25 protein-coding genes are annotated in these 21,931 nt (G+C 30.0%); 12 read left to right on the top strand and 13 right to left on the bottom strand.

Annotated elements, in window-relative coordinates; translation table 11 throughout:
* Window positions 1–196: 196 nt before the first annotated feature.
* Window positions 197–598 carry an acyl-CoA thioesterase gene (locus tag ACZ49Z_RS20515; protein WP_464306156.1) on the top strand — a complete coding sequence of 134 codons (402 nt, stop codon included), beginning with the start codon at window positions 197–199 and terminating at the stop codon, window positions 596–598.
* 24 nt (window positions 599–622) lie between these two features.
* Here ACZ49Z_RS20515 and ACZ49Z_RS20510 read toward each other — a convergent pair whose 3' ends face one another.
* Genes ACZ49Z_RS20510 through ribD form a run of 4 tightly spaced genes read right to left on the bottom strand, consistent with a single transcriptional unit; the run spans window position 623 to window position 3,760 of the window.
* On the bottom strand, window positions 623–1,243 hold the full coding sequence (locus tag ACZ49Z_RS20510; protein WP_464306155.1) for an IMPACT family protein: 621 nt from the start codon (window positions 1,241–1,243) through the stop codon (window positions 623–625).
* 1 nt (window position 1,244) lies between these two features.
* Window positions 1,245–2,102, bottom strand: coding sequence for an EamA family transporter (locus ACZ49Z_RS20505; protein ID WP_464306154.1), 858 nt, complete (start codon window positions 2,100–2,102; stop codon window positions 1,245–1,247).
* Complete coding sequence (locus ACZ49Z_RS20500; RefSeq protein ID WP_464306153.1) at window positions 2,095–2,706, bottom strand: HAD family hydrolase; 612 nt, start codon at window positions 2,704–2,706, stop codon at window positions 2,095–2,097. The genes ACZ49Z_RS20505 and ACZ49Z_RS20500 overlap by 8 nt, the downstream gene beginning before the upstream one ends.
* Window positions 2,699–3,760 (bottom strand): bifunctional diaminohydroxyphosphoribosylaminopyrimidine deaminase/5-amino-6-(5-phosphoribosylamino)uracil reductase RibD, encoded by a 1,062-nt coding sequence (ribD, locus tag ACZ49Z_RS20495; RefSeq protein ID WP_464306152.1) that lies wholly within the window; start codon window positions 3,758–3,760, stop codon window positions 2,699–2,701. The genes ACZ49Z_RS20500 and ribD overlap by 8 nt, the downstream gene beginning before the upstream one ends.
* A gap of 81 nt (window positions 3,761–3,841) precedes the next feature.
* Here ribD and ACZ49Z_RS20490 point away from each other — a divergent pair, with 81 nt between their 5' ends.
* Together ACZ49Z_RS20490 and prmC are read left to right on the top strand one after the other, a co-directional pair.
* Window positions 3,842–4,318, top strand: coding sequence for a GNAT family N-acetyltransferase (locus ACZ49Z_RS20490; protein WP_464306151.1), 477 nt, complete (start codon window positions 3,842–3,844; stop codon window positions 4,316–4,318).
* A 15-nt stretch (window positions 4,319–4,333) separates the two neighbouring features.
* The gene (gene prmC / locus ACZ49Z_RS20485; protein WP_464306150.1) at window positions 4,334–5,191 is read left to right on the top strand and encodes a peptide chain release factor N(5)-glutamine methyltransferase; all 858 of its coding nucleotides are present in this window, start codon (window positions 4,334–4,336) and stop codon (window positions 5,189–5,191) included.
* A gap of 4 nt (window positions 5,192–5,195) precedes the next feature.
* Here prmC and ACZ49Z_RS20480 read toward each other — a convergent pair whose 3' ends face one another.
* From ACZ49Z_RS20480 to ACZ49Z_RS20470, 3 genes are read right to left on the bottom strand one after another with little or no spacing between them, the layout of a single operon-like run.
* Entirely contained in the window at window positions 5,196–5,774 is a 579-nt protein-coding gene (locus ACZ49Z_RS20480; RefSeq protein WP_464306149.1) for an NAD(P)H-dependent oxidoreductase, read from the bottom strand.
* 60 nt (window positions 5,775–5,834) lie between these two features.
* Window positions 5,835–6,428, bottom strand: coding sequence for a Crp/Fnr family transcriptional regulator (locus ACZ49Z_RS20475; protein ID WP_464306148.1), 594 nt, complete (start codon window positions 6,426–6,428; stop codon window positions 5,835–5,837).
* On the bottom strand, window positions 6,421–7,662 hold the full coding sequence (locus ACZ49Z_RS20470; protein WP_464306147.1) for an ABC transporter permease: 1,242 nt from the start codon (window positions 7,660–7,662) through the stop codon (window positions 6,421–6,423). The genes ACZ49Z_RS20475 and ACZ49Z_RS20470 overlap by 8 nt, the downstream gene beginning before the upstream one ends.
* 145 nt (window positions 7,663–7,807) lie before the next feature.
* Here ACZ49Z_RS20470 and ACZ49Z_RS20465 point away from each other — a divergent pair, with 145 nt between their 5' ends.
* The 7 genes from ACZ49Z_RS20465 to ACZ49Z_RS20435 all read left to right on the top strand — a co-directional run bounded on the left by ACZ49Z_RS20465 (window position 7,808) and on the right by ACZ49Z_RS20435 (window position 15,380).
* Entirely contained in the window at window positions 7,808–8,179 is a 372-nt protein-coding gene (locus ACZ49Z_RS20465) for a four helix bundle protein (protein WP_464306146.1), read from the top strand.
* 66 nt (window positions 8,180–8,245) lie between these two features.
* The gene (gene hisS, locus ACZ49Z_RS20460) at window positions 8,246–9,679 is read left to right on the top strand and encodes a histidine--tRNA ligase (protein ID WP_464306145.1); all 1,434 of its coding nucleotides are present in this window, start codon (window positions 8,246–8,248) and stop codon (window positions 9,677–9,679) included.
* 95 nt (window positions 9,680–9,774) lie between these two features.
* The gene (trxB, locus tag ACZ49Z_RS20455; protein WP_464306144.1) at window positions 9,775–10,722 is read left to right on the top strand and encodes a thioredoxin-disulfide reductase; all 948 of its coding nucleotides are present in this window, start codon (window positions 9,775–9,777) and stop codon (window positions 10,720–10,722) included.
* A 446-nt stretch (window positions 10,723–11,168) separates the two neighbouring features.
* Entirely contained in the window at window positions 11,169–11,423 is a 255-nt protein-coding gene (locus ACZ49Z_RS20450; protein ID WP_464306143.1) for a hypothetical protein, read from the top strand.
* A 46-nt stretch (window positions 11,424–11,469) separates the two neighbouring features.
* Window positions 11,470–12,879, top strand: a complete 1,410-nt coding sequence (locus tag ACZ49Z_RS20445; RefSeq protein ID WP_464306142.1) for a TlpA family protein disulfide reductase — start codon at window positions 11,470–11,472, stop codon at window positions 12,877–12,879.
* Between the two features lie 82 nt (window positions 12,880–12,961).
* Window positions 12,962–14,476 (top strand): vitamin K epoxide reductase family protein, encoded by a 1,515-nt coding sequence (locus ACZ49Z_RS20440; protein ID WP_464306141.1) that lies wholly within the window; start codon window positions 12,962–12,964, stop codon window positions 14,474–14,476.
* A 100-nt stretch (window positions 14,477–14,576) separates the two neighbouring features.
* Window positions 14,577–15,380 (top strand): glutaminyl-peptide cyclotransferase, encoded by an 804-nt coding sequence (locus ACZ49Z_RS20435; protein ID WP_464306140.1) that lies wholly within the window; start codon window positions 14,577–14,579, stop codon window positions 15,378–15,380.
* On the opposite strand, the gene ACZ49Z_RS20430 is transcribed toward ACZ49Z_RS20435, so the two are convergent.
* The 6 genes from ACZ49Z_RS20430 to ACZ49Z_RS20405 all read right to left on the bottom strand — a co-directional run bounded on the left by ACZ49Z_RS20430 (window position 15,381) and on the right by ACZ49Z_RS20405 (window position 20,253).
* A complete protein-coding gene (locus ACZ49Z_RS20430; RefSeq protein WP_464306139.1) occupies window positions 15,381–15,899 on the bottom strand; it encodes a hypothetical protein in 519 nt (172 codons plus the stop codon).
* Window positions 15,899–16,735: a GIN domain-containing protein gene (locus ACZ49Z_RS20425; RefSeq protein ID WP_464306138.1), complete on the bottom strand. Its 837-nt coding sequence runs from the start codon at window positions 16,733–16,735 to the stop codon at window positions 15,899–15,901. The genes ACZ49Z_RS20430 and ACZ49Z_RS20425 overlap by 1 nt, the downstream gene beginning before the upstream one ends.
* A 127-nt stretch (window positions 16,736–16,862) precedes the next feature.
* Window positions 16,863–17,603, bottom strand: coding sequence for a head GIN domain-containing protein (locus ACZ49Z_RS20420; RefSeq protein WP_464306137.1), 741 nt, complete (start codon window positions 17,601–17,603; stop codon window positions 16,863–16,865).
* Between the two features lie 30 nt (window positions 17,604–17,633).
* Window positions 17,634–19,367, bottom strand: coding sequence for a PspC domain-containing protein (locus tag ACZ49Z_RS20415; protein WP_464306136.1), 1,734 nt, complete (start codon window positions 19,365–19,367; stop codon window positions 17,634–17,636).
* 5 nt (window positions 19,368–19,372) lie between these two features.
* Complete coding sequence (locus ACZ49Z_RS20410) at window positions 19,373–19,708, bottom strand: PadR family transcriptional regulator (RefSeq protein ID WP_464306135.1); 336 nt, start codon at window positions 19,706–19,708, stop codon at window positions 19,373–19,375.
* Window positions 19,709–19,797: 89 nt separating this feature from the next.
* Entirely contained in the window at window positions 19,798–20,253 is a 456-nt protein-coding gene (locus ACZ49Z_RS20405; RefSeq protein WP_464306134.1) for a DUF4870 domain-containing protein, read from the bottom strand.
* A 202-nt stretch (window positions 20,254–20,455) separates the two neighbouring features.
* Here ACZ49Z_RS20405 and ACZ49Z_RS20400 point away from each other — a divergent pair, with 202 nt between their 5' ends.
* Together ACZ49Z_RS20400 and ACZ49Z_RS20395 are read left to right on the top strand one after the other, a co-directional pair.
* On the top strand, window positions 20,456–20,911 hold the full coding sequence (locus ACZ49Z_RS20400) for a DUF4442 domain-containing protein (protein ID WP_464306133.1): 456 nt from the start codon (window positions 20,456–20,458) through the stop codon (window positions 20,909–20,911).
* 83 nt (window positions 20,912–20,994) lie between these two features.
* Window positions 20,995–21,900 carry a TIGR01777 family oxidoreductase gene (locus ACZ49Z_RS20395; RefSeq protein WP_464306132.1) on the top strand — a complete coding sequence of 302 codons (906 nt, stop codon included), beginning with the start codon at window positions 20,995–20,997 and terminating at the stop codon, window positions 21,898–21,900.
* The last annotated feature ends 31 nt before the right edge of the window (window positions 21,901–21,931 follow it).

Raw genomic sequence — 21,931 nt, 5'->3', positions numbered from 1 at the left:
ATATTTGCTTTTTTTTATTGTTCTTTTTAGATTTTATAGTAGTTGACTTACAAAGAATATGTGAGTTAATAGCTTTGTAATCGTGAGGACAAATATGTGAACAATTTTTGGTAAAAAAAAACAGAAACCCTATTGATTTTTAGGAAAAAAAATTGTAGGCTAGGTATAAGAGAATTAATTAAATATAAATATTAGAATGAAAGAACATCAATTTGAAGTAAGAGTGAGATATGCAGAAACAGACCAAATGGGAGTGGTTTATCATGGGAATTATGCTCAATATTTTGAAATGGGAAGAGTGGAATGGCTTAGGAATATGGGGCTTTCTTATAAATGGATGGAGGAAAACGGTGTCATGCTTCCTGTAGTTTCTTTAAGTATGGATTATAAAAAACCAGCTCGTTATGATGATCTATTGATGGTTAAAACAATATTAAGAAGTCAGACAAGTGTTAAGATAGAATTTGACTATGAAATTTATAATGAAAACCAAGAGTTATTAACAACGGGTTACTCAATGTTGGTTTTTGTAGATATGAAAACAGGAAAACCAATGTTGCCTCCAGAGTATGTTCTTGAGAAATTAAAAGCGCTTTAAATTTTTTTTTATTGCCGAATGTAGTTATTCGGCAATTTTTTTTATGGTTATTTCAAATAGTGAATTAAATATTTCTTCTATTTTTTCTGCATATTGTTTTCGTGTTGCAATTTCAATTTCGCAACTCATTTCCATTTTTTGAGAAATTATATCTAAATTTTGTTCTTTAATAACACGCATTACTTTGTTCATGTTTTTATAATCAAAATAAACTTTATAATGTGTGTTTATGGTTTTTTCAACAATGTCTGCATTTTCTAATGCCATTTGAGCAGCTGTCTTGTAAGCAGAAATTAATCCACCAACACCTAATTTTACTCCTCCGAAATAGCGTACAACAACAACGAGTGTATTGGTAACATTGAAAGATTGAATTTGTCCATAAATTGGAGCTCCAGCACTATTGTTTGGCTCTCCATCATCATTAGCTCTGTAGTAAATGGATTCGGTTCCAATTTGAAAAGCATAGCACCAATGACGAGCAGTATGATGTTGTTTTTTTAATTCTGTTATAATTTCTTTCACTTCTTCTTCGTTAGAAACTGGATAAGCATATCCAAAGAATTTACTGTTTTTTTCTTTAAATAAGATTTCTTCAGAGGGTGAAGCAAGTGTTTTATAGAGGTCGTTAAAAGATTCGTTCATTTTAATAAGTAACTAGGAATAATGCTAAAATAGCAAGAAAGATTCCTAAATAATTGTTTTTGTATAATTTTTCTTTAAATAAAATTACTCCAAATATAGTGGTTAGTAAAATTACTCCTATATTTAAAAGTGTAAATAAAGTTGCGCTTTCAAACTCTGGAGATTGTAGTGCTTTAAGGAGGAAATATATAGAGAAATAATTGGGTATTCCTAGAATAATTCCAGCTAAGATGTTTTTAAATTGCAGTTTGGCTTTTTTTTGAAACAATTGAATGATAACAATATTTAGTCCAGATAAAAAAGCAAATAGAAAAGTAAAAGAAGAGAATAATGCGTTGTCTTCTGGAATGACCCAGCTTTTTTGAATATAGTTAATGCTCGTATCAGTAAAACCAGTTCCTAGGAATAACAAGATAGGAAGCGTGAAATTAGAAACTTTGATAGTACCTTGATCTTTTTTTGTTGTGAAATATACAGCAACAAGTGCAATGAAAACACCTGCTATTTTTGTTATTCCTATTGTTTCTTTAAAGAATAAAATTCCAAAAAGAATGGGGATTATCAAAGACATTTTGCTGGCAACTGAAGCCACTGAAACACCATTTTTTTGTGATGTTTTTCCAATAATAAAAAAGACTATTATGAAAATTACCCCTAAGAAGACACTGCCACCAAGCCATTCTTTTTCTAGAGTGTTTTGAAGGTTAAAAAGTTTGTTGTTGTTTAAAAAGCCAACGGTGGATGCAACAATGTAGTTTGTAACTATAGCTTGAAATGTATTGATGTCGAATTTTGAAAATGATTTAAGAATAATAAACAAACTACTAGAAAAAAGTATTGCAAATAGTAAATTAATCATGAATAGATTTTATATAGTCAAGAAGTTGTGTAATGTTTTCTTTTTCTGGATTTAAATGCCATGTATGGAGACCACATTTTTTTGCTCCTTCAATATTTTCTAATCTGTCATCTATGAAAAGTGTTTTTTTTGGAGTTAAATTGTGGCAGTTTAAAACATATTTATAGGTGGCTTCATCCGGTTTTCTTCTTCCAATTTCGAATGAAAAATAAACTTTTTCAAAACAGCTATAAAAATCACGAGCAAATGACTCACCAAATTTATGTTCAAATTGGTCGATGTGTGTTGAATCGGTATTACTTAAAAGGAAAATACGATATTTAGGTTCAATCATTTGAAGAAATTCGAGCCTTTTTAAAGGGAAATCCAGCAATAAAGCGTTCCAAGCATCTTTAATTTCTATAATATCGGCATTGTTGGTGTGTTTTTGTATGCCTTGCATAAATTGAAATTCGTTTATTTTTCCAATTTCATATTCTTTGTTTAAAGTGTCTAATTCGGTATTCCATTCTTTAACTCCTAGTTTTTTTAGCGCTTCTTGAGTAAGATTATAGTCTATATCAATAAAAATATTACCAAAATCAAATATAATAGTATCAATCATAGTTTTCGTAAAATTTAATTTCATCATTCATTATGTTGAAGCTTTTTTGGGGTTTTACGTTGAAAACTGGGGCTTTAGTGCCAGATAGCAGAAAAATGTTTCCTGTAAAAACACGTGCTTCATCCCATAAATTTTCATCTATAAAAGCTTGGAGTGTTTTTGAACCACCTTCAATAATTATAGATTGTATTTCTTTTTTATGTAGATTTTTTGTTAAATTTAATAAAAAATCAGTATCAAAATTTATTTTATCATAAATTATGTTGTTTGAATTTGTTAAATTATTGATTTCTGTGTAAATTATTGTTGTTCTGGTGTGGTCTTTCACATGAAAAGAATTGTCAATTATGTTTTTTCTGTCTAATACGATTCTTATAGGATGATTGCCTTTGTAATTTCGTGTGTCTAATTTAGGATTATCTTGTAGAACGGTCTTGGTCCCCACAAGTATAGCCTGTTCTTCTGATCGCCATTTATGTACCAGTTGCCTAGAATAGGGGTTTGTGATCCAAACTGGACTCAGTTTTTCATGTACTGTTTCTCGTTCAGTTGTATTTGGTGCAATAAAACCATCTTTACTTTCTGCCCATTTTAAAATAATATAGGGTCTTTGTTTTTGATGGAACGTAAAAAAACGCTTATTCAATGCTTTGCATTCTTCTTCTAAAATGCCAATAGTAATTTTTTTTCCAGCTTCTAGTAGGCGTTTAATGCCATTTCCAGCTACTTTTGCAAAAGGATCAATTGTACCAATTACAATATTTGGAATTTTGTATGCAATAATTAAGTCACAACAAGGTGGAGTTTTTCCATAATGACTGCAAGGTTCTAAGCTAACATATATGGTTGCTTTCTCAAGTAAAGATTTGTCTTTTACCGAATTTACTGCGTTTACTTCTGCATGAGCTTCACCCGCTTTTTTATGCCAACCTTCTCCAATAATTTTTCCGTCATATACGATTACGCTTCCCACTAAAGGATTAGGATAAGTTGTTCCTAAGCCATTTTTAGCAAGTTCAATGCATCGTTTCATGTAAAATTCATGATTCTCCATAGTGCAAAAGTACTATTTTTAAGATATAATTCCTGTTACTATCATGTCAATTTGCTTACTTTTGTTTTTAAAATTATTTCTATGAATATAAGGGAAATACAGCAAAAAGATAATTTGCAAATTGCAAAAGTAATTCGTGATGTTTTTGACGAATTAGATGCCCCAAAAGTTGGAACAGCCTATGCAGATCCTATCTTGGATACACTTTTTGAAGTATATCAAGAGGACAGAGCTATTTATTATGTTGTAGAAAATGAGGGGGTTGTTGTTGGTGGTTGTGGGATTGCTCCTCTAGAGAATGGAGCAACGCATATTTGTGAATTGCAAAAAATGTATTTTTCTCCAGCAATAAGAGGAACTGGTTTCGCAAAGCAAATAATTGAAAGGTGTTTGGATTTTGCAAGTAAAAATGGTTTTACATTGTGCTATCTTGAAACACTTTCATTTATGAAAGCAGCTCAAAAATTATATCTTAATCTAGGTTTTGAGGCCATCGATGCTCCTTTGGGAAATACTGGGCATAATAGTTGTGAAGTTTGGATGACGAAGGAAATATAAATTAAAAAAAGTAAAATGCTTTTAAAAAAAATAAAAGATAATTTTCATAAAGAATTAGATGAGTTGTTTGGGAAGGATGAAGTAGTGTCTTTCTTTTTCATTATTTTGGAACATCTGCATCAAATGAAACGAGTAGATTTAGCATTGCAACCTGATTTTTCAATAAGTAATGCTCAAGCTGGTCAATGGAATAAAATACTTCGTGAACTTAAAAATGAAAAACCAATTCAATATATTCTTGGAATAACAGAGTTTTATGGTTTGCCCTTTTTTGTCAATGAAAACACTTTAATTCCACGTCCAGAAACGGAAGAGTTAGTAGATTGGATAATTGAAAGGCAAGACAATAAAGATGATGACATACAAATTGTTGATATTGGTACGGGAACAGGTTGTATTCCTATTTCATTAAAGAAAAATATTCAAAAAGCATCTGTTTTTGCAATTGATGTTTCTGAAAAAGCTTTGGAAACTGCACAAAGAAATGCAACATTAAATAAAGTTGCTATTCATTTTATTGAAACCGATATTTTAAAATTAGAAAGTTTAGAAGAAATCGGAACTAGGTTCGATATTATTGTTTCTAACCCTCCTTATGTTCGGAATTTAGAGAAAGAAGAAATTAAAAAGAACGTATTAGACTATGAACCGCATTTGGCATTATTCGTTGAAGATGATGACGCTTTGCTTTTTTATAGAAAAATTGCAATTTTAGCTAAAAAAGGACTCAAAGAAAACGGAGTTTTATATTTTGAAATCAATCAATATCTTGGAAAGGAAACAGTAAATTTATTAGCTGCACTTGGTTTCCAAAATATTGAATTGAAAAAAGATTTCTATGGTAATGATAGAATGATTCGTTGTACTTTGTAGTTTTTTATTTTAATTGTTTGCCTAAATTAGTTACTTCTTCTAACCATTTTTTTCTTTGCGAAATAGTAGCGTTTTTAACTACAGAGAGATATGTTACTTTTACAGGGTTTATGCCGCAAAATTGGAGTGTTCCTTTTTTGAATTGATTAATTGCAGGGCTTTTCATAAATAATGAATCATACCATTTTGGAGTGTCTGAGGTGATAATGATTCTTGCTGTTTTTCCTTTCAGTAGTTTTTCAGGTAAAGCTTTTCCTTCTTTAAAATCGAAGGTGATTCCTGGTAAAAACGTGCGGTCAATAAATCCTTTCATTATTGCAGGATAACCATACCACCACATCGGGAAAACCCAAACTAAATGATCTGCTTTTTTGATTTTGTCTATTGCTTCTAATAAATCGGGCTCTAGTTCTGTTCTTTTTTGGTAACCAAACGCTAAATTAGGATTGAATTGTAATTCTCGAATATTAATTTCTTCAATAGATGCATTCGTGGTTTTTGCACCTTGTTTATAAGCTTCAGCCAAAGCAAAATTGAAACTTTCTGCATTCGGATGTCCGTTTATAATAAGTATTTTTTTCATGGTTTAAATTTTCAACAAAGTAAAAACGAATACCAATCATAATAAAGGACATTTGTCTAATTAGGTAATTTCTTTTCGGAGTCTGCTCAAGTGTCTTTGTGTAACACCAAGATAAGAAGCCAGATAATGCAAAGGAATGTGTTGCAGGAATTGCGGTTTGTTTTCAATGAGGTCTCTATATCTTGTTTCTGCTTTTTCTTTTTGCAACATGAATATTCTTCTCTCAAGGTTGATGTATTCTTGTTCTGCAATGAATTTTAAAAAACGCAACCAGTTTGCACTGCTTTGTTCTAGTTTTGTAATTGCAGCTCTCGAAATGACTAACATTTCAATATCAGTAATTGCTTGAATGTTTTCTTGTGTTTTTCGTTGGGAAATAAAAGAAGAGTAGGCGGTTATAAAACTATCTTGAAAAATAAAACAATAGGTAACTTCTTCTTCTTCAGTAGAGTAATAATACGATCTAAAAATTCCAGAAAGCACAAAGCCAATTTGATTGCAAATGGTGTTCTCTTTTGAAAATAAATCCCCTTTTTTTAGGGTTTTATATTCGCATAAGCTTAAGAAATTAGCTATCTCTTCTGAAGTTAAAATGCCAAATTCGTCTAAATATTGGCTTAATTTTGTGGTAATATCCTCTTTAAAATTATTCATAACGAAGTGCCTCAACAGGGTCTAGTTTAGAGGCTTTTATTGCAGGATACAAGCCTGAAATAATAGTAACTAGTAACGTGGTTACAAATGCAGCAAACATAGCTAGCCAAGGAATAACAAATGAAAAACCGGCAAGAGCAGAAATTACTGTTCCGAGTATTATTCCAAAAATTATTCCAAGTATGCCTCCAATTTGACTAATGATGAAGGTTTCAGTAAAGAATTGCCAAGCAATAGTTTTTCTTTTGGCACCTAGCGATTTTCTAATGCCAATCTCTCTTGTTCTTTCACTTACAGAAACCAACATAATGTTCATTAAAGCAATAGTAGAACCAAAAACAGTTATAGCACCAATAATTATAGCAACTAAGTTAATCATTGCAATATTTGATCCTAAGGTTTGAATCAAATCGTCGCTACGTTCAATGCCAAAATTGTTTTTTTGTATCGGGTTTAATTTGCGAACCAATCGCATTGTTAAAGTAGCATCATCGACAGCTTCATCTAGTAAAGCTTCGTTGTGTACTTTAATATCTAAATCATAATTTATATTTGGAGAAGAGAAAATAGAGCGTGCAATTTGATTTGGAATCAAAACACGTAAATCTTGACTGTTTCCAAATGTAGATCCTTTTTCTTTTAAAACACCAATCACTTTAAATTTTGCTCCACGAATAGAAATCGTTTTTTCTAACGGATTTTTGTCTTTGAAAAGCCCTTTTTCAAAATCGGAACCTAAAATGCAAACATAATTATTGTTTTGAACATTAAAAGTATTAAAGTTACGCCCTTTAATGACTTCAAGTCCTTTGTTTGGACAAAAATTTTCATCTATACCCAAAACACTAATCTCTGGATCGGTTTTGTCTCCTTGGTGTTTTACTTCAATGCCTGTTGCTGCGGTAAAAGAAAGTGAGGTAGAAGTATAAGGGAAATTGAATTTATCTTTAAAAGCTTTGGCTTCTGGGTAACTAATGATAGGATTTACTTTTTGATCTACATCATTCTGATTAATTTCTGCCGAGAAATCATAGCGACTAATCGAAAAAGTATTGGCTCCCATTGAAGCAAAATTTCCAAATAAATTATTTTCTAAAGCTTTAGTTAATGTAAGAATCCCTACTAAAAAGGTAATTCCTATCATAATAATTAAAACAGTTAGCGCTGTACGCAATGCTTGCCCCTTTATAGAGTCAAGTGCAATTCTTGTGTTTTCTTTAAATAATCCTACCATAACATCTATTAGACTTTAAAGAAGAAGATTTGTTACACAAATAAATTTAGAATTTAGAAATTAGAATTTAGAAGGGGCAAAAAACAGAATTGTTACTAGGGAATTTAGTAAGAAATAGTTTTTTAAAATTTCAAAGAAAACACATTTGAGTGATAAAGATTTAAAATCTAGAACAAAAAGATTCACATTAAATATTCTAGATATTGTTGACGAGATTCCTTATAATGCATCTTCGAAAGTTATTATTTACCAAATATCAAAATCTGAGACTTCTGTTGGTGCTAATTATAGGGCTTCTTGTAGCGTTAGAAGTGATAATGAATTTTTATCGAAAACAAATGTAGTTTTGGAAGAAGCGGATGAGACTTTATTTTGCTTAGAAATCATTCAAGAAAGAAATTTATTAAAAAATGATAAAATCAAAAGTGCAATCCTTGAAGCCAACGAATTAGTTTCTATATTTGTAACCATTATTAAAAATACTAGGAAAAGAGTAGAAAATGAGAAGTATAAGTAAGTTTTAAGCACTTTATTTATCGCATTTTAATTTTCTAAATTCTAAATTCAAATTCTAAATTCAAAGATGGCTCAAAAACCAAGCACACCAAAAGGAACACGTGATTTTTCACCTGTTGAAGTTGCAAAACGTAACTATATATTTAGTACCATAAAAACCAATTTCGAAAAATTTGGTTTTCAACCTATAGAAACACCTTCTTTTGAAAATTCGGAAACCTTAATGGGGAAATACGGAGAAGAAGGCGATCGATTGATTTTTAAAATTTTGAATTCTGGGAATTTTTTCTACAATAAGAATAAAATTCAATTACCAGAATCAATAACTGATTTGCAAATAAATTCGGCTGAAAAAATTTCTGTAGAACAACGTATTGAATTAAATAAATTTACATCAAGAATCTCTGAAAAAGCATTACGTTATGATCTAACTGTTCCTTTTGCTAGATATGTAGTACAACATCAAAACGAAATTGAATTCCCATTCAAAAGATATCAAATCCAACCCGTTTGGAGAGCAGATAATCCACAGTTTGGACGTTTTAGAGAGTTTTATCAATGTGATGCCGATGTAGTTGGGTCGAATTCCCTTTGGCAAGAAGTGGAATTAGTGCAATTATATGATGCTGTTTTTAGTCAATTAAAATTAAACGGAGTTACCATTAAAATAAACAACCGTAAAATTTTATCTGGAATAGCAGAAGTTATTGGAGCTTCTGATAAGTTAATCGATTTTACAGTTGCTTTAGATAAATTAGATAAAATTGGTGAAGACGGTGTAAAAAAAGAAATGCTTGAAAAAGGGATTTCTGAAACTGCTATTGAAAAAGTGCAACCGTTATTCAATTTTACAGGAACTATTTCTGAAAAGATTGCAAAACTAGGTGATTTATTAGCATCTTCTGAAGAAGGAATGAAAGGAGTAGAAGAATTATTGTTTATTTGCGATAATGTAACCGAAATTGGTTTGCAAACCGCAACTTTAGATTTAGATGTTACTTTAGCAAGAGGTTTAAATTATTACACTGGTGCTATTTTTGAAGTGGCTGCACCAAAAGGTGTCGATATGGGGTCTATTGGTGGTGGTGGACGCTATGATGATTTAACGGGTATCTTTGGTTTGAAAAACATGAGTGGTGTTGGTATTTCTTTTGGTCTAGACAGAATCGCTTTGGTAATTGAACAATTAGGTTTGTTTCCAGCAACAGTAAACGCAACTTCAAAGGCATTGTTTTTAAATTTCGGATTGGAAGAAGCAAAATATGCCATGAAAGCCATTGCGAAATTGAGGCAAGCAGGTGTAAAAGTAGAAATGTACCCAGACAAAGCTAAAATTGGAAAACAATTTCAACATGCAGATAAAAGAGGCATTCCGTTTGCGGTTTTGGTAGGAGAGGAAGAAATGAAAAATAACCAATTTACAGTTAAAGATTTAGCATCTGGGGAACAAGAAAAAGTGAGTTTCGATGTGTTGCTAAATAAATTTAGTGAGAATAAATAAATCTTATTATCAAATAACTTTTTTTGTAACCTATACTACTTTTCGTTTCGTTTAAAATTAGTACTTTTGATACTTCTAAAAAATAATAAAATACTATGTCAGATAAAATAGAAACAGTAAAATGTTTAATTATAGGTTCAGGACCAGCGGGTTATACTGCTGCCATTTATGCAGCAAGAGCAAACATGTCGCCAGTGTTATACCAAGGGCAACAACCAGGAGGCCAATTAACAACGACTAACGAAGTAGAAAATTTCCCTGGTTATCCAGACGGTGTAACAGGACCAGAAATGATGATTCAATTGCAAGAGCAAGCAAAGCGTTTTGGTACAGACATTCGCGATGGTTGGGCTACAAAAGTAGATTTCTCTGGTGATATTCACAAGGTTTGGATTAATGATACTATTGAGATTCACGCAGAAACTGTAATTATTTCAACAGGAGCATCTGCAAAATATTTAGGATTGCCATCAGAACAAAAATATTTACAATTAGGAGGAGGGGTTTCTGCTTGTGCAGTTTGTGATGGGTTTTTCTATAGAAATCAAGAAGTTGTAATTGTTGGAGCAGGAGACAGTGCTTGCGAAGAAGCACATTATTTATCAAATATTTGTAAAAAAGTAACCATGTTAGTAAGAAGCGATAAATTTAGAGCTTCAAAAATCATGGAAGAAAGAGTAAGAAAAACAGCTAATATCGAAATTTTAATGCATACTGAAACCGAAGAAGTCATAGGAGACGGACAAGTGGTTACAGGTGTAAAAGCTAAAAATAGAACAACAGGTGAGATAACAGAAATTCCTGCAACAGGATTTTTCGTTGCCATTGGTCACAAACCTAATACCGATATTTTTGCTGATTACTTAGATTTAGACGAGACAGGATATATTAAAAATATTCCTGGAACTTCTAAAACCAATATTTCTGGAGTTTTTGTTGGAGGAGACGCGGCAGACCATGTGTACAGACAAGCTATTACAGCGGCTGGAACTGGTTGTATGGCTGCTTTAGATGCTGAACGTTATTTAGCAGCAAAACACTAAGAATTATAACACGGAAACAGTAAGGATACGGGAGTATAACGTAAGTAGAAACTGCTTAATCTCTTGATACAAAGTAGATAAGTCTATCATCTTTTATCTGTTTTCTTTACTCGTGTTAATAGCAGAACCATTCTAAGGAGATTATTTCTTTTTAGAATGGTTTTTTTGTGGAATAAAATATTGGTTTTTACGTTGTTATATAAATAATAGTCTGTCTATTAATGTATATAAAGGTAAGTTTTTTGTGTAATAATTCTTAAACTTTAATAAAAAGTATATTTTTTCTGTATCTATTTTAAGATTGACTTTGTTTAAATTTGTTTCTATAAATATGTAAATAAAAACTCATAGATTTAATTGAGTTTAAAAATATCTCTTGCAAGAATAGTCAGAAATCTAGTTGACTTTAAATGCCTAGATAGTTTTAACATTATAAAATAAATAAAATGAGAAAATCAATTTTAAATTTAACTGGGGTTACATTGCTTTCAAAAGAACAAATGAAAACTGTTGAAGGTGCAGGAACTTGTGCGTATTATATTCCTAAATGTACAGCGGGAGGAGATCATGGTCCAGAATGTAATTATGGACAATCTCCTATAATAAAAAAAGATGTTAGTAAAGATACTGCAATGGCTGTTGCAGTTGCAAATGGAGGCTATTGGTGTTGTTCAAGTTGCGGTTCTGCTTCTTGGTATTAATAGTAAAAAGGTTGCTCAATTACGGGCAATCTTAATAAAACAAATTATGAGATTTTTACTTTTTTTAATAATCCTCTCAAACTTTTCTTGTTCTCAAGAAAAGAAGAAAGAGACGACTCAAAGTATTCCAGAGAAAAACACAATTACTCTTGTTTTTAAAGAAAGAACATACGATAAAGATTCTATTAAAGATGTTGATGGTTCTGTTATGTACAGTTTAGCAAAAATGGTTTATAGAGAAAATAATGAGTTTGTCAGTAATGAATTAAATATTGATAATCTAAATAAGACAGATACAGTAACCATTGCTACTAAAAATAAAATATACTTGCAACATCCATTTCATGTTCATTTTTCTACTACCTATATTTTAAAGCCTGGTGATACAGCTGTTTTTAACTACCCAGATGATGCTCCGTATATTACCTATTTGAATAAGAATGCAGATAGTTTAGGAGCAAATGAATATGTTAAAAGAAATTTAGAATATCCATTAGTTGAGAGTGGACTTTCTTTTTTTGAGAAAAACAAAAGGAAAAGAAACAAGCAAGAAACAGAAAATGCTCAAAAAGAGTATGAAGCTAGGAATGCATCAATTTTAAATCATTTTAATGCTTTAAAAAATAAAAATAGTATTGAAGATGAAATCTATCAAATTAATGTTTTTAAAGAATATAGAAACATTGAAAAACAAGATAGTATTTTTAATGCAACTATTAATTTAGCGGTAGAAAAATATTCTAATTATCTATTGTATAGTTTCTATAACAAATACCCAGTTACTACTGTAAATAAAAGTAATGGGGCATTTGTAGACTTTCGAATTAATTTCGATAATGTTCTTAAGATAGATAGCATACAACCAAAGAACAAAGATTTTTTATTGTATACTTTTTTAGAAGAAATAATAAGTAATTTTTCAAAACCAGATGCTGAGAAATATTTTCAATTATTTGCATCGAATATTTCCGATAAGACTTTAATAAAGACTATTGAAGAGAAATATTATGGGATATCAAATAAAAAAGAAAGTAAAGAATCGACAGCAGTTACTTTATTAAATGAAAATAAAAAAGAAGTGCTGTTACAAGATATTATTTCAAAGTATAAAGGAAAAGTAGTCTATGTCGATTTTTGGGCAAGTTGGTGCGCACCTTGCAGAGCAGCTATGCCAGCATCAAGAAAGCTTCATGAAAAATATAAAAATATTGAATTTGTATATATAAGTATCGATAAAAATTTGGAAGCGTGGCAAAAAGCTGCTGGAAAAGAACAACTGAATGGAGCTACTAATTTTTTTGCGACCAATTATCCTGAAGCACAATTATATAAAGATATACTCTTAAAAACAATACCAAGATATTTTATTTATGATAAAAACGGAAAATTAGTAAATGATAACGCTCCAGGACCAGAAAGTGAAGAAATTACGAAAGAACTTGAAAAATATATGTAATATATTTAGATAAAGTTAGAAAAAACATTCTTTTTATAACGATGTTTTTTTTACTTTTGGGAATACAAACAAACAATAAAACATGCTTAAATTAGTAATTAAATACCTCCAAAATTCAAATTATTCTTCAAAAGTTATAGCTTTTGAGCAATTTTATCAATCGCATCCAAACTACCCTAGTTTGTTAGCTATTACAGATGGGTTGAGTTTTCTAAATATAGAAAATATTGCTGCAAACGTTCCTTTTGAACATTTTGATGAATTGACTAACTCATTTATTACCGAACTGAAATTTGATGAATCAGCTTTGTATTTGCTGACAAGAGTGGAAAGTGAATTTTCTATTGAAGATGAAGAAGGAAAAATGAAAACAATTTCTAGGGAAGAAGTTGAAAAACATTGGACAGGAATTGTGCTTTTAGTAGAAGAAAATGAGAATGATGAAATAGTGAACTCATTTAAAAATACAAAATCATTTCTTCCTGGTTTTTTGGTTGTTTTAATCCTATTGTCGATTTCAATTCAGTTAAAAGATCATCTTCATACAATATTATTAATCATTGCTGGAATTGGAGTTTTCGTTACAAAAGAAATCTTAGAAACCTATTTTGCTAAAGATAAAAAAGAATCTAAATTTTGTACAATTAGTGAAGAGTTTTCTTGTGATTCTATCATTAAGTCTAAATCGTATACTTTTTCAAAATATGTTGAGTTTGTAGACTTACCCGTATTGTTTTTTAGTTTCTCATTCATTGCTTTACTTTTTGGTTTACAATTAGGAGCTATAATTGGTTTGGTAAGTTTATTATCATTTCCAGTGCTCATTTATTCCATCTATTTGCAAAAGTTTAGTTTGAAAAAATGGTGCTTATTGTGTTTAGTGATTTCGGGATTGTTAATCGCAAATGGAATTTTATTCTTAATGTATTTTAATGTATTATCTTTTACAATACAAAATACAATTAAAGCATTGCTCTTAATTTCAATTATTGGTTTTTCATGGTTTCTATTAAAAAAATGGATTCAAAAAGGAAACGAAAATGAAGTAGAACTAAATGCATTACTTCGTTTTAAACGTAATGAAGAGGTTTTTTACAAAACAAGTGAAAGTATTACTAATGTTGACCAATTTAATGCTTTAGAGAAAATAACAATTGGAGAATCAAGTGCTAAAAATGTAATTTCATTGTTTTTAAGTCCAAGTTGTCCTCATTGCCACACAGCTTATAAAGCCGCTAAAGAGCTATGGCTGAAATATCCTACGCAATTAAAATTAGCTATTTCTTATAATCTGAATGTGAGTAATGAAGATAATCCCTATTTAGATATCGCAAGAAGCGTTTTAAAATTAAATAATCAAGGTAAAGATGTAATTCAGGCACTTGATGATTGGCATATTGAAAAAATGGAAATGGAAGTTTGGAAAGAGAAGTGGCAAAAAACAAACGATTTTAACCAAGAAAACAGGCAATTAATGCAACAATTTCAATGGTGTGTTGATAATGAATTCAATTATGCACCAGTAAAAATATTCAATAACTATTTAATGGGACAACAATATAATATCGACGAATTATTCTATTTTTTTAAAGATTAAAGTGTTGTTAAATGTTTTCCTTTAAGAAAAACAAGTAGTAATTTTATTCAATCAATGTTCAAGTGATATTCATTTGAACATTTTTTTTAATTCTTATTTTATGGATGTTCGTTTGTTAGTTGTATCGTTGTTTTTGTTAACTGTTGCTTGTCAGGATAAAAAAGGAAGCACAGCATCTATTGTTATTGAGAAAAAACAATATGAAATTAAAAATGTTTTTCAGCACGATTTAAATGCTTTTACAGAAGGTTTGTTTTTTGATGATGCTATTCTTTATGAAGGTACAGGTTCTCCTAAAAGTTTACCTGAAACAGAGTCTGTGTTTGGAATTGTAGATTTAGCAACAGGAAAGATTGATGTTAAAGCTAAATTAGACAAACAAAAGTATTTTGGAGAAGGAATTGCTAAAGCGAACAATAAAATTTTCCAATTGACTTATTTGAATAAAACGGGATTTGTTTATGATGCTACTACATTTGATAAAATTGACACATTTACTTTTGATAGTAATGAAGGTTGGGGTTTAACAAATATTGATGATGCTACCTTGGTAATGAGCGATGGAACAGATGTTTTGACTTTTATTGATGTTGAGGATTTGAAATCGGTTAAAAAAATAAAAGTTACTGAAAACGGTTTAGCGTTACAGAATTTAAATGAGTTAGAATTTGTTGAAGGTTTTATATATGCTAATGTATATACCCAAAATAGAATTGTAAAAATAGATATTAAAAACGGTAGGGTCGTGCGTTCTATTGATCTTTCAGGTTTGTATTATGATGCAAAAAATAAATCAAATTTAATCTTAGAGATGAATGGTATTGCTTATAATAAAGCAAAGAAAACATTTTTTATTACAGGTAAAATGTGGCCAAATATATATGAGATTAAAATTTTAGAATAACTATTCTTTAAACAAACGTGCTTTTTGTACACTCATAACAGGAAAAGAAAGTACTTCTGGAACTTCTTCTGTGTTTTTTCCAGTCTTTTCAACTTTGTCTCTTTGCGTATACATTATTTCAAAATCAACATAATTGTCTTTAAAATGTTCTGTAGTTGTGAGTAAACTACCTTGTACTTCAAATATGGAATACAAGGTATTGTCTGCTACAAAAGCATTTAGGATAATTCCGTTATTTTCATCAATAACAAAAGAACCTTTTGTATTGTCTTTTTCTATAAGTGTATATTTTCGCTCTTGATCTATTTTTTCAGATTTATAAATAATGGTATAAACATATTTCCCAACACTATCTGTAGGTAATAAATGCAATTCCATATCAATAACCTGACTCCCCTTTGCATTGTGTATGTTAAGTTTTCCTTTGTACTTTCCAAAAAAATCATCTGGAAATGTGGATGCTTTTTGGCTAAATACAGAAAATGTAAGGAATAAAAAGAATACAATATACTGTCTCATTATTTTTCTTTTTTATATAAAGTGGCATTGTTTGTAAATTTTCTCATTTCAATTTTTGGTTCACCATATAATTCAATATCCGTTTTTCCCGAAGCATCAATAGCAATAGAGTCAATAACGTTTACTTCGCATTTTGAATATCCTTCAATAGTTAAATCCATTGTTTTTGTAGTAAACTTATCGGCAGTTAAATTGGAGTTGTTGTCTAATCTAATTTTGAAAATTTCTGCGTCACCTTCAATTTTTACTTTTGCTTTTTCATACATGTCTAGTTTTACTTCAGGTGAAGCAACTAAGGCTTTTAATATAGCATTTTTACTAATCTCTAATGAGGTATTTTTAGATTTAACATTAATTTCGGCTTCAGCTTTGTCATTTAAAACCAAAGTAAACGAAGAAGAGTTTACGTTTAAAAACGAAGAAGAATTATCAAAATTTCTTATTGTGATGTTTTCTAATTGTAACTCGTTTAGTGCATAAACTTTTGAGTCATTTTTTGCTGTTATAGAAGTTAGCTGGGCTGCATAATTAATCCTGATAGTGAATTTTTTTGCCCCACTAATATTTTTTAGGGTATAGATTCTAAGTGTGTTTCCTGCTACAGAAAAATTAACAACATCGTGTAGGTTGTCATCTGCTTCAATTTCAACCGAAGCAGAATCTGCTTTCACAAGATAAACTTCAATATTGTCTTCTATTTCTATATTTTCAAAATTTTCTACTTTTTTGATAGTGTGAGTGACAATTTTTGACCCTTTAATTTTTTCTTTTTTTTGCGCAAAAGTGAAAGTTGTTGCGAAAAGGACTAAAAACAGTAACGTAATTCTTTTTATCATGATAATTTTTAAATTTTTTATTGTAAGGGTACAAACACCATTCCATATACGAATAGTGATTGATTGTTTTAATATTATGACAAATATAAAAAAAAACATCAGCGCTAACTGATGTTTTTTTCGAATGTTATTTTTGACTAACACTTCCCCCAGAACTTTCGTCCACGATTAATGAATTGGGTTTAGAAATAAATTCAATACTACTTCCGCTTGATGCATCTGCTTTTAATTCATTTATTGCGTTTATAGTTATTGAACTTCCACTTGAAGAACTTGCTTTGGCGTTTTTTGCAATAAAATCCTCTAAATGTATTGCACTACCACTAGAAGCATCGGACGATAGGTGATTTGTTTTTCCATTTAAAGTGATACTGCTTCCGCTACTACTTTCACAAGAAACATTATTTGAATTCAAATCTAATTCAATGCTACTACCACTACTAGAGGACAGTTCTAACTTTTCAAATTTTAAAGGACTGTTACTTTTAACTTCTGCTCCGCTTGAAGATTTTAAGCCGTCTAGGTCAACAACTTTTACAAATACTTTTTTCGAATCGCAAATGTTTATACTTGTGTCGGTATATATCTCAAGAACACCATCATTTACTTTGGTAAAGATATGTTCTTGGAGATTTTCATCGGCTTCAACAAGAACTTTAACAGCATTACCTTGAGTAATATATACTTCTAATCCAGTTTGAGCAGAAATGCGATTAAATGTATCATTAATTGGTCTCTCTATTGCAACAACGTTTCCGTCTCCATTAATAGAGTCTCCAACCCAATTTCCGTTAATGCAAGATTGTAATAATAACGCAGTAAGGATCGTGGCAATAACTTTTGTGATTTGTAGAATTAATTTAACCATGATTGCTAGTTTTTATAGTTGTTTTATTTGTTATTTTTTAAGTTGAATGTCTAATTTACCATCTTTAGACTTGATTTTTAATTCTTTGTTGTTTACTTTAATTGTTACATTTTCATTTAAAGAGTCTTTCTCTATGTTGAAATCATCTTCTTCATTAAAATTTTCTTCCTCTTCTTCACAGTTTAAGCAAACTGCTTCGTTATCTTCAATTTTATATACATTTTCACCGTCTCCAAAATAAATATTAAAAAAATTGTCATCATAACTATAACGATTTGTCCAGTTGAAATCTTGTATTGTTTTGTCTGGTTTTAAATAGGTGCCCTCAGGAAGATAAATATAAATTTCTACTTCTTGATCTCTAAATTTATTTTCAAAATTGGTTACAAAATAATTATCTAATTTAATTCTATTTCCTTGAATTTCAAAATTATACTTTATTTTTTCTGAACGATTTATAGCTTCTTTATGCGATTTTCCACTTGCTGATTTCTCAACTTGAATAAAAGGCTGATTTTCGTTCGTTTTTAGAAAATATACTTTCACATTCGTAGAATAAATGATCTCGTTATTTTTTTCATCATGTCTATATTCTCCACCGCTTCTTCTGTGGTTAATGCTTTTTGCATAATAATTATTGTATTGCATACTTACATGTAAAGTATCAGTAGGTTGCATATAGACTTGCTCTTTTTTAACAGTTTTGCCATCAAAGGCAATTGCAGTTGCTTGTTTAATACCAAGGTAGCTAGCTCCAATAATGGCAACAATCCAAACTGCTAAAAGTGAATATTTTAGATAGTTACCAATAGATTTCATATTGCTTACTAAAAGTTTTAATCCTAAAATTAATATGAATAATAAAGGTATTCCAGTAGTTAATAAAAGTAATATTCCCTGAATCCAAATAGGTATGTCAAAATCTACTGGAGTATGAATATGATTAAATATATATGCATCTGGTAATGAAGATGAAAAAATCATTATTACGCTAGCAATGATAATTCCCAATAAAGCCATTGATGAAAAGAAAATCATAAAGACACCTAGAACTTTTGCCATTATTTTAAAAACGCTTAAAAAAAGGTCACTCAATTTTGAGCCAATTTGATTTGCACCACTTCTTGCTGTATTGGCAATTTTTTCATGATCTAGGTTGTTTAACTTTCCCGCAATATCTTCAATTCCCTCCTTTACTTTCTTTTCGATGTTTGAAATATTAATGGGTTCACCTTTCATTTCTAGTTTTTGCGATGTTGTTATTGCTTCAGGAATTAAAATCCATAAAACTAAATAAATAACTAATGAAGTGCCAAAACTAATGAATGGTGAAATTATAAATAAAATGCGTATCCATAACGGATCAATATTGAAATAATGGCTAAACCCAGAAGCAACTCCACCTAAAATAGCATTGTCTTTATCTCTATAAAGACGTCTTGTTCTTGTATTGATTGTGTTTGAATTATACTTATTATTGCTGCTATGATTAGTTTCTTCATTATCAATCATATAATCTTCTGGTTGCCCCATGATGGCAATAATTTCATCAATTTCTTTTAAACGAATAACTTGTGTTTCGGATTTAATTCTCTCCTGAAACAGTTCGGCAATTCTACTTTCAATGTCGTTTATTATTTCGTCTCTTCCTTCTGAGGAAAGCGAACGTTTAACAGCATCAAAATAGCGTGTTAATTTTTGATAAGCATCTTCATCTATGTGAAAAAAGAAACCTCCTAAATTTATACTTGTTGTTTTGTTCATGACTTTTATTTTTGGCTTGGTTGAGTTATTATGTTTACTGCATCAGACAATTCTGTCCAGGTGCTACTGAGTTCGTTTAAAAATTCCTGACCTACTTCAGTTAATTCGTAATATTTTCTTGGTGGCCCAGAGGTTGATTCTTCCCATCTGTAGCTTAAGAGTCCATCGTTTTTTAATCGTGTTAGAAGAGGATAAACGGTTCCCTCTACAACGAGTAACTTTGCGTTTTTTAGTGTTTCTAGAATTTCAGAAGTGTAAGCATCTTTTTCTTTTAATACGGAAAGTATGCAGAATTCTAAAACACCTTTTCTCATTTGAGCTTTTGTGTTTTCAATGTTCATAATTTACATGATTTTTTAATTAAACTGTTCGTTTTTGATTGAATCTGAATCTTTCAGATCCATGGTTGATGATTGATTGATGATTGAAACTATTTTATAAAGTTAATAGTAAGAGGGTATTTATATTCTTCTCCATTTGCACTTTTTACAGAGGCATAAATAATAAGGAAAAATTCACTGAGCTTCATGAATAAAAGCAAAACAGACGTAATAATTCCCAATATGACAAGTCCCGTTACATTCTCTGTTGTGAAAACATCTTTAAACGTTATTATGTTTCTGTTTATTTCTAAACGTTCAATGGTGTTAATTAACCAAATGATAAAAGTAGGGATTGCTATAATAATTGCGATTAATGAATATAAAAGAATACTTAATTGGAAATTCAGTGCTTGTTTCCCATTGTTATCTACAAACTCAGATTTGTCTTTTTTGGTTGACCATAATAATAAAGGAAAAATGTAATTCCCTAATGGGATAATATATTGGCTCAATGTGCTTAAATGAATAAATGAGCTTAAACTTTTTTCGTTCGATGTTTTCATAATTAATAAGTATTGGTTTGATTTTGATTGATGTTTTGTAATAAGTAATTATACTATAGCTATTAATTTCTTATACAAAGATAAGTCTAAAAAAAGGTATTATGTTAAGCATAGTACCTATATTTAACAAAAAATTAACATTTAACAAAAAAATAGTATGAATGCATAGTATTTTTTTATATTTTTACAAAAAAAACTAAATATGCAATTCACACCTTCAAAGCTTAATGCTTTTATGTTCTTTAAGTTACCTGCTGCTTTTTGGAGTGGAGTAAGAGTTAAAAATATTTCAAATGAAGAATGTTCCACAACTGTAAAACATAGGTGGTTTAATCAAAATCCATTTAATTCTATGTATTTTGCAGTTCAAGCAATGGCAGCAGAATTTACTACAGGTGCATTAGTAATGTTGCAAATTAAAGAAAGTGGAGCTAATATTTCTATGTTGGTTGCAAATAATAAAGGTACATTTACTAAAAAAGCAACTGGTAGAATTACATTTAAATGTTCTCAAGGTAAGTTGATGAAAGAAACAATACAAAAAGCGATTCAATCTAAAGAAGGACAGACTATTTGGCTTACTTCTATTGGAACAAATGAAAAAGGAGAGCAAGTTTCTGAAATGCAATTTGAATGGACAATTAAAGTTAGGACTTAATTTAGATTATACATCTGTTAACTTTCGTTAATTAGCTTCGTTATAGTATTTTTACTGTGTATCTTTGTGTAAAAGAGATATAAATGAAAGTATTAATAACAGGAGCAACAGGTTTAATAGGTAGTGAATTAGTCGATTTGCTACTGAAAAATGGAATCGAAGTGCATTATTTGTCTACTTCAAAATCAAAACTTGTTTCACAAACAAATTATAAAGGGTTCTATTGGAATCCGAATTCGGGTGAAATTGATTTAGATGCTTTTGATGATGTAGAAACTATAATTCATTTAGCAGGAGCTACAGTTTCAAAAAGATGGACATCTTCCTATAAAGAAGAAATTATAAATAGTAGGGTTCTTTCTACACGTTTGTTATTTCAATCCTTGTCCAAAAAACAAAATACTGTAAAACATATTGTTACTGCATCTGCTATAGGAATTTATCCAGATAGTAATAATAAGGTTTACCATGAAGAAGAAACAGAGGTAGATGATTCTTTTCTAGGTAAAGTTGTTTATAAATGGGAAAATGAAGTAAGTTCTTTTGAACGACTAGGAATATTGGTCTCAAAAGTTAGAATCGGGCTCGTTTTGTCTAAAGATGGTGGAGCTTTGAAGGAAATGATAAAGCCAATTAAATTAGGAATTGGCTCTCCATTTGGAACAGGAAAACAATATCAATCTTGGATTCACGCTTCAGATTTGGTTGCAATTTTTCATTTTATTGTTGCTAATAAGCTAGAAGGAATATATAATGCTGTAGCTCCATATCCTGTAACAAATACAGATTTGGTAAAGGCAATTGCTTCAACATTAAACAAACCTTGTTTTCTACCCAATGTGCCTAAGTTTTTGATGAAAATTATACTAGGAGAAATGCATGAAATACTGTTTGCAAGTCAAAACGTGAGTGCAATAAAGTTATTAAACAAAGGGTTTCAATTCAAGTATGCTTCATTAGAAAAAGCCTTGCAGAATTTACTGAAATAAAAAAGGAGACTATCAAAAAATAGTCTCCTTT

The organism is Flavobacterium sp. KY-23415 (assembly GCF_055384985.1).
Note: the sequence above shows the minus strand (reverse complement) of the source record. Positions and strands in the feature narration are given on the sequence as shown.